The following is a 6,033-nucleotide window of genomic DNA, read 5'->3' on the forward strand; positions in this document are numbered from 1 at the left end:
GGGTCGCACGGCAGCGGGTCCGGGGAGCAGGCCGTCGCGGTGAGCACCACCGTGGTCAGAGCGGCGATCGTCCCGGCGACGGCGCGGCGGGGGAACGACTCAGGCACGCAGCAACTCCTCGAGCATCCGGGGGACGGTGGTCGTGCGGTCGTAGTTCTCCTCGACGCGGCGGCGGGCGGTCTCCGTGACCGACCGGCGTAGGTCGTCGTCGGTGAGTATCCGGTGGAGCGCCGCGGCGAGCGCCGCGGGGTCACCGGGCGGAACCAGAAGTCCCGCACCGCCCCCCAGCAACATCGACGTGCCGCCGTGATCGGTGCCGACCATCGGCACGCCCACGCTCATCGCCTCGAGCGCCACCAGCGGGCCCGCTTCGGGGGAGATGCTGGCGGACACGGCGACGTCCCAGGTGCGCAGCGTCGGAAGGGGTTCGACGCGGCCGAGGAAGGCGACGCGGCCGTCGAGGTCGGGTTCGCTTGCACGCCTGCGAAGTTCCTCGGCGTACGGTTCGTCGCCGGGAAAGGGTTCGCCGGCGATCTCGAGCCGAACCCCCGGCATGCGGGACACCGCGTCGAGGAGCACCCGATGTCCTTTCCACGGGGTGAGCGCACCCATCATGCCGATCACCGGGGTCGCCGCGACGTCCGGGGAGACCCTGAAGTCGGGAACCTCGACGCCGAGATGCGCGACCGTCACGTGAATCCCCAGCTCTCGGGGCGGCCGGGCCGTCGGCTCCGAAACCGCGACGGCGCGGGCGATTCCGCGGCGCGACAACCACACGATCCCTCGTTGCTCGGCACTCGACAGGGTGTCGTGCACGAGCCACACCGCGCCGGGTATCCGCGCGACCGCGACGGCGGGCAACGCGAACAGCGAGTTCACGATCACCGTGTCCTCCCGTCCGCGCAGTGCCGCCCGGAGGATCCGGCCGGTACGCAGCCAGTCGGCAGCGATCCGGGCGACCGTTGCGGCCTTGGCGAGTCCGCGTTCGCCCTGCGGTCCGAGCAGGGGGATCGCCAAGATGTCGACCTCGGCCGGCAGTCGCGATCGCAGCGGGCCGTCGGGGCAGGCGACGGCGACCGCGCAACCCTCGTCGAGGGCGCGCCGCACCAGTTGCAGCATGACCAGTTCGGCGCCGGACACCTGGGCGGTGTGGGTGACGAAGACGACGCGGCGTCGCGTGGAAGTGGGTCGGTAATTCACGTGTGCTACCTGGACTTCAGGAGATGGACGAGCCGGATTCTTCCGGCAACGGGCAGGAACTGCATGCCCGCGAGGACGAGCGTGGGCGCGACCGCGGCGGTCACGATCCACGGGATGTGGAAGCGGTCGGTCAGCAGCGTCGCCCACACGGTCACCGCGAAGCCGAGGATCGCGACGCCGACGACCGCACCGGCCGGGAACAGCCGACGGACCGGGACCGTGCGGGCGACGACGATCCAGATGGCGGCCAGCAGAACCAGATCGGTGACGAGTGTCGCGATCGACGCCCCGAAGTACGACCACCGCGGGATCATGACCAGATTGAGCGCCACGTTCGCGGCCAGGCCGGCGAGCGCGACCCACGGATAGACGCGGTGGCGGGACGTGGAGACGAGCACCATCAATCCGAGTTCGGTGAGCATGGACAGGGCGCTGCCGAGCACGAGGAACCGGCCGGCGTCGGCGGCTTCGGCGAAACGGGAACCGTAGAGCAGATCCATCAATGCCGGTGCAACAGGCCAGAACGCGGCGACGGCGACCGCACCGAGCACGGTGAGGAGGATCGCCGCCTCGCGGGTGCGGCCGCGGAATCGCTCGGTGTCCCCGGGCCACGTCGCGACGAGCAGGGTGGTGACGGGACCGACGACGGTCGAGGCGACGATCCCGAGGAGGTCGGCGAACTTGTAGCCGACGGTGTAGAGCCCCACGGCGTCGAACGAGTCCATGCGGCCGAGCATCAGCACGTCGATCTTCGACAGGATCGTGATGAGCGCGAAGCCGATACTCAGCGGCACGGCCTCGGCGAGCATCTCGCGCCATCGCCACAACTGGGCGCGGGCCGCGGGTACAGGACCGGCGATACCGTTTCGCACGCCGCGGATCTTGACGACGATCGCGACGATCTCGTTGATCACCGCCGGCACGACGAGCACCAGCAGTACGGGGGCGAACAGTACGGCGGCGACGGTGCAGAGGAGCTGCACGAGCTGGCCGAGTGTCTCGGCGACAGCGACGTACGCCATCCGTAATCGGCTCTGGTACATCACCGTCAGTGCGTGACTGGGTGTCGCGACCACGACGACGAGACCGGCGATCACGGTCGCCCACACCACATCCGACGGATAACCCATCACCAGCACGTAGGCGATCGCCAGCAGGTGACCGAGCATGCCCAGCGCGGCGCGCAGCGCGATGAACGCCGTCGTCACGTAGGACACTTCCCACGGGTTGCACTCGACGAGCTTCGCGAGGACCACGCGGCCGACACCGAGATCGGTGACGACCGACAGCAGGCCGAGCAGACCGAAGACGAACGAGAACTTGCCGAAGTCGTCGGGTGACAGCGCGCGGGCGACGATCATCGATCCGGTCCAGCCCATCGCGGCGACCGCGACGCGGCTGCCCAGCATCGTGATCGTGTTGCGGCGGGCGTCGCGCGCGTCGAGTTCGGGGGTCTGCGGTTCGTGGATCGTGTCCTCGCGAATCTTCGCGGCGATCCGCTGCAGCACGACCGTCTCGGCGGCGACGTCGCCGTGGACACTGCCCTGGCCGGTCCCGTAGCTGGGGCTGCCCAGCGCGGACCACGATGCGGTGTCCCAGAGCCGGGCATGGCGTCCGACACCCGACTCTGTCGCGAAGCTCTGCGCGACCCCGGGCTCGCCGAGGTCGTCCGGTCGTGTGTGCCTGCCCATCGCTACCTCAGATCCGCAGCCCGGCGTGGCGGTAGGCGTCGAGGGTCAGCTCCGCGGTGCGGTCCCAGGTCGAGGCCGCGGCGGTGACGACCGCCCTGCTGCGCAGCGCGTGGCGGGTGTCGCGATCGAGGAGCACCTCGCGCAGGCCCCGGACCCACGCGTCCTCGGTGTGTTCGGTGACCAGCACCGCGCCGTCGCGTGCAGCCTGCGGCAACCCGCCGACGGCACTCGCGACGACAGCGCCTCCGCACGCCATCGCCTCGAGCGGTGGTAACCCGAACCCCTCGTACGTGGAGGCATAGGTGACGGCGGTCGCCGCCGCGTACAGCGCGGGCAGGTCGGTGGTGGCGACGTAGCCGAGACCGTGAGCGCCGGCGGGCTTGCCGGGCCCGGTCGATCCGGAACCGGCGAGCACGAAGGGCACGTCGAGCCGCCGGCACGCGGCGGCGACCAGCGCGACGTCTTTGCGGGGTTCGACGGTGCCGACCTGCAGCACGAACCGCTCGGGCAGCCCGAACCGCGCGCGGACCTCGGCGACCTCCGCGGCACCGGGCGGGACCGCCCAGGGCGCGGGCGCGAGGGGAGTGACGCGGGCTTCGCGTCCGCAGTGGGCGCGCAGCCGGTCCGCGGTGAACTCGGAGACGGCGACGAGGACGTCGGCGCGACGCATCGCCCGGCGCAGCAGACGCCGCTCCCCGACGGCGCGTCCGCGGCCGAACGCCCACGGCACGTCGAAGACGGACAGGTCGTGGAACGTCGACACGGTCGGGCCGCGCTGGGCGAGCGGAAGATCGACGTCGAGCGCGTGGAACACGTCGACGTCGCGCAGCGGGACCAGACCCCAGGCGACACGCTGCGCCCCGTCGCACACCGGGCGTTCGACGGGCCTGACCTGCCGGGGCAGCTCGGCGCGGGCATCGCTCTGCACCACCGCCCGCAGGCCGGCCGCCCCGCGCGAGGGCCCCGAATCCGATCCGGGTTCCGTCCGAGACGAGAGTTGTTGTGTAAGAGCGCATCCGACAGTTCCTAGAAGTAGCCAGAAGTAGACGTCCAGCGGGAAGATTTCGAAATAGGTCGACACGGTCGACGCCACCGCGGCAGCGATCACCGACGCGCTGACGCCCAGTGCCAGCGCCGAGTCCTGGCCGCGCAGCAGTCGCGAGGCCCGCAGCGTCGACACGGCCGCGGACACCAGCAGCAGGCCGAAGATCCACAGCCCGATCGGCCCGAGTTCGACCATGAGTTTCATGTAGTAGTTGTCCGGCTGGTACGGGATCCGGCCGAGCGCGATCGCCGCGTCGAGCGACAGCGTCGAATACAGCGGATCGGCGAGTTCGGCGGCCTTGTCCGCGGCGGCCCCGGTGGCACCCAGACCCTGCCCGAAGGGATGCACGAACAAGGACGAGACGGTGTCGGCCCAGCCGTCCCCGCGCTCACCCAGACTCGACGACGAGAACAACGCGGACGTCACCGAACCCGGCACGAACAGCAGCGCGACCGGAAGCGCGACGGCACCGGCACCGAAGAGCACCAACAACACTCGGTGGCGATGAATCGCCAGCCACAGCAACGCCGCCGCCAACCCGATGTAGGAGGCGCGCACGATCGTCACGCCCATGCCGAGCAACATCACCGGCGTCGCCCACAGGAACAGGGAGTTGCGCAGCCGCCGCGGATCCGCGAGCGCGACCGCGCCGCCCACGATGAGGCCGATCATCACGAACAGCCCCAACGCGAACGGTCCGGTGAACGTGCCGAAGCTGCGCAGGATGCCCCCGGTCGTGCGGATGTGCTCGTCGTACGAGTAGCCGAGCGCGACCAGCCGGTCCGCCCCGACGACCTGCTGCGCGAGGCCGACGACCGCGCCGACCGCCGCCGTGCCCATCAGGATCGTGACGAGCCGGTCGCGGTCGCGGGCGTCGAAGGGTGCGCGCCACAGGATGATCGGGATGATCAGGTAGAAGTAGGTGACCTTCAGCGCGGTGACGGCGGCCGGACCGGACACGAGCAGCGCCGACAGTGTTCCGATCGCCACCCACACGACCGCGGCAGGCCACCACGGCATCGACGGCGGCATCGTCCGGCCGCGGTTCGGGGTGACGAACGTGGCGAGCAACGTCAGGACGAGCACACCTTCTTTCCATCCCGTCAGGGACGGTCCACCGGGCAGAATCGTCAGCAGGCCGTGCAGCGGCGTCAACGCGGCGACGAGCAACAGCCCGTTCTGCGGCCGCCGGTACAGCAGCGCGAACAGCACCGCCGCGGCGGGAACCCCGACGGCGAGCAGACCGATCACCGGAGTGCCTCCGCGGTGCGTCCGGTGTCCGCGGTGCGTTCGGTGTCCACGGGGATCCCGAAGCGGCGCAGCACCGTCTCGGTGGTCACCGTCCGGATCCGCTCGCGCAGGTCGCGGTGGAGCGCGGGATGGTCACCGAACCCGACGGCGTGGATCTCCGGATCACCGCCGCGCCGACGCAGCCGACGCAGCCCTTCCTCGCCGCGCTGGCCGACGAACCACGCGCGGTCCTCGGCGGACAGGATCACAGTGGTCGGAACCCCCGCCTTGCGCAGCGCCTCGAGCAGCACCTCCGGGACCTGCGTGATGCCGAACCGGCCGAGCAGCCGCCACGCCGGGTACGGCAGGTGCCGCTGCAGCAGCGCCTTGATCCGTGCCCGCGCCGACGCGTCGCCACCGGCCCCATCGCTCGCGGGCATCCCGGGAGCCAGCTGTTCGCGCAGCGACCGCCGCCGATACACCGACCACAGGATCAGGTCGGTGAGGATCACCGCGCGCGGCCGCACCCGCAACGCGACGGCCGCGGAATACCAGGCGCCGGAACACAACCCGGTCATCACCAGATCGCGCGGGTCGGCGACCGCCGCGTCGGCGGCGTCGCGGGCGTCCCGGTCCGAGTCGTCGGAGTACAGGGCCACGGGATGGTCGGGGTCGACGACGCCGGTGTTGCCCGTGCCGCGCCGGTCGTACCGCACCGACGACACCCCGTCCGCGGCGAGCGACCGCGCGATCTCGACCCACAACCTGCCCGGTCCGACGCGATGCTCGTACGCGGTCGCGTGGAAGAGAACGGTGGGCCTCGCCGGCCCGTTTTCACCGGCAGCGTGGGTGCGGATCGCGAAGAGA

4 protein-coding genes are annotated in these 6,033 nt (G+C 71.1%); all 4 read right to left on the bottom strand.

From position 1 onward, the window contains the following. Nucleotides 1-99: 99 nt before the first annotated feature. On the bottom strand, nt 100-1,200 hold the full coding sequence (locus tag I0Q12_RS27200) for a glycosyltransferase family 4 protein (protein ID WP_307846562.1): 1,101 nt from the start codon (nt 1,198-1,200) through the stop codon (nt 100-102). A 5-nt stretch (nt 1,201-1,205) separates the two neighbouring features. Further along, a complete protein-coding gene (locus tag I0Q12_RS27205) occupies nt 1,206-2,891 on the bottom strand; it encodes a flippase (RefSeq protein ID WP_197256492.1) in 1,686 nt (561 codons plus the stop codon). 7 nt (nt 2,892-2,898) lie between these two features. Further along, nucleotides 2,899-5,187, bottom strand: coding sequence for a glycosyltransferase family 1 protein (locus tag I0Q12_RS34050; RefSeq protein ID WP_307846563.1), 2,289 nt, complete (start codon nt 5,185-5,187; stop codon nt 2,899-2,901). Continuing rightward, nucleotides 5,184-6,033 (bottom strand): alpha/beta fold hydrolase (locus I0Q12_RS27215; protein ID WP_197256493.1); only part of this gene is annotated, 850 nt, incomplete at its 5' end. The genes I0Q12_RS27215 and I0Q12_RS34050, both read right to left, overlap by 4 nt.

The sequence above is a fragment of the Rhodococcus sp. CX genome, from assembly GCF_015865005.1.
In the GTDB taxonomy this organism is placed as follows: Bacteria; Actinomycetota; Actinomycetes; order Mycobacteriales; family Mycobacteriaceae; genus Rhodococcus.

Excerpts from the sequence above, each read along its gene's own strand:
- I0Q12_RS27205 (WP_197256492.1), bottom strand. The coding sequence starts at position 2,891 with ATGGGCAGGCACACACGACCGGACGACCTCGGCGAGCCCGGGGTCGCG.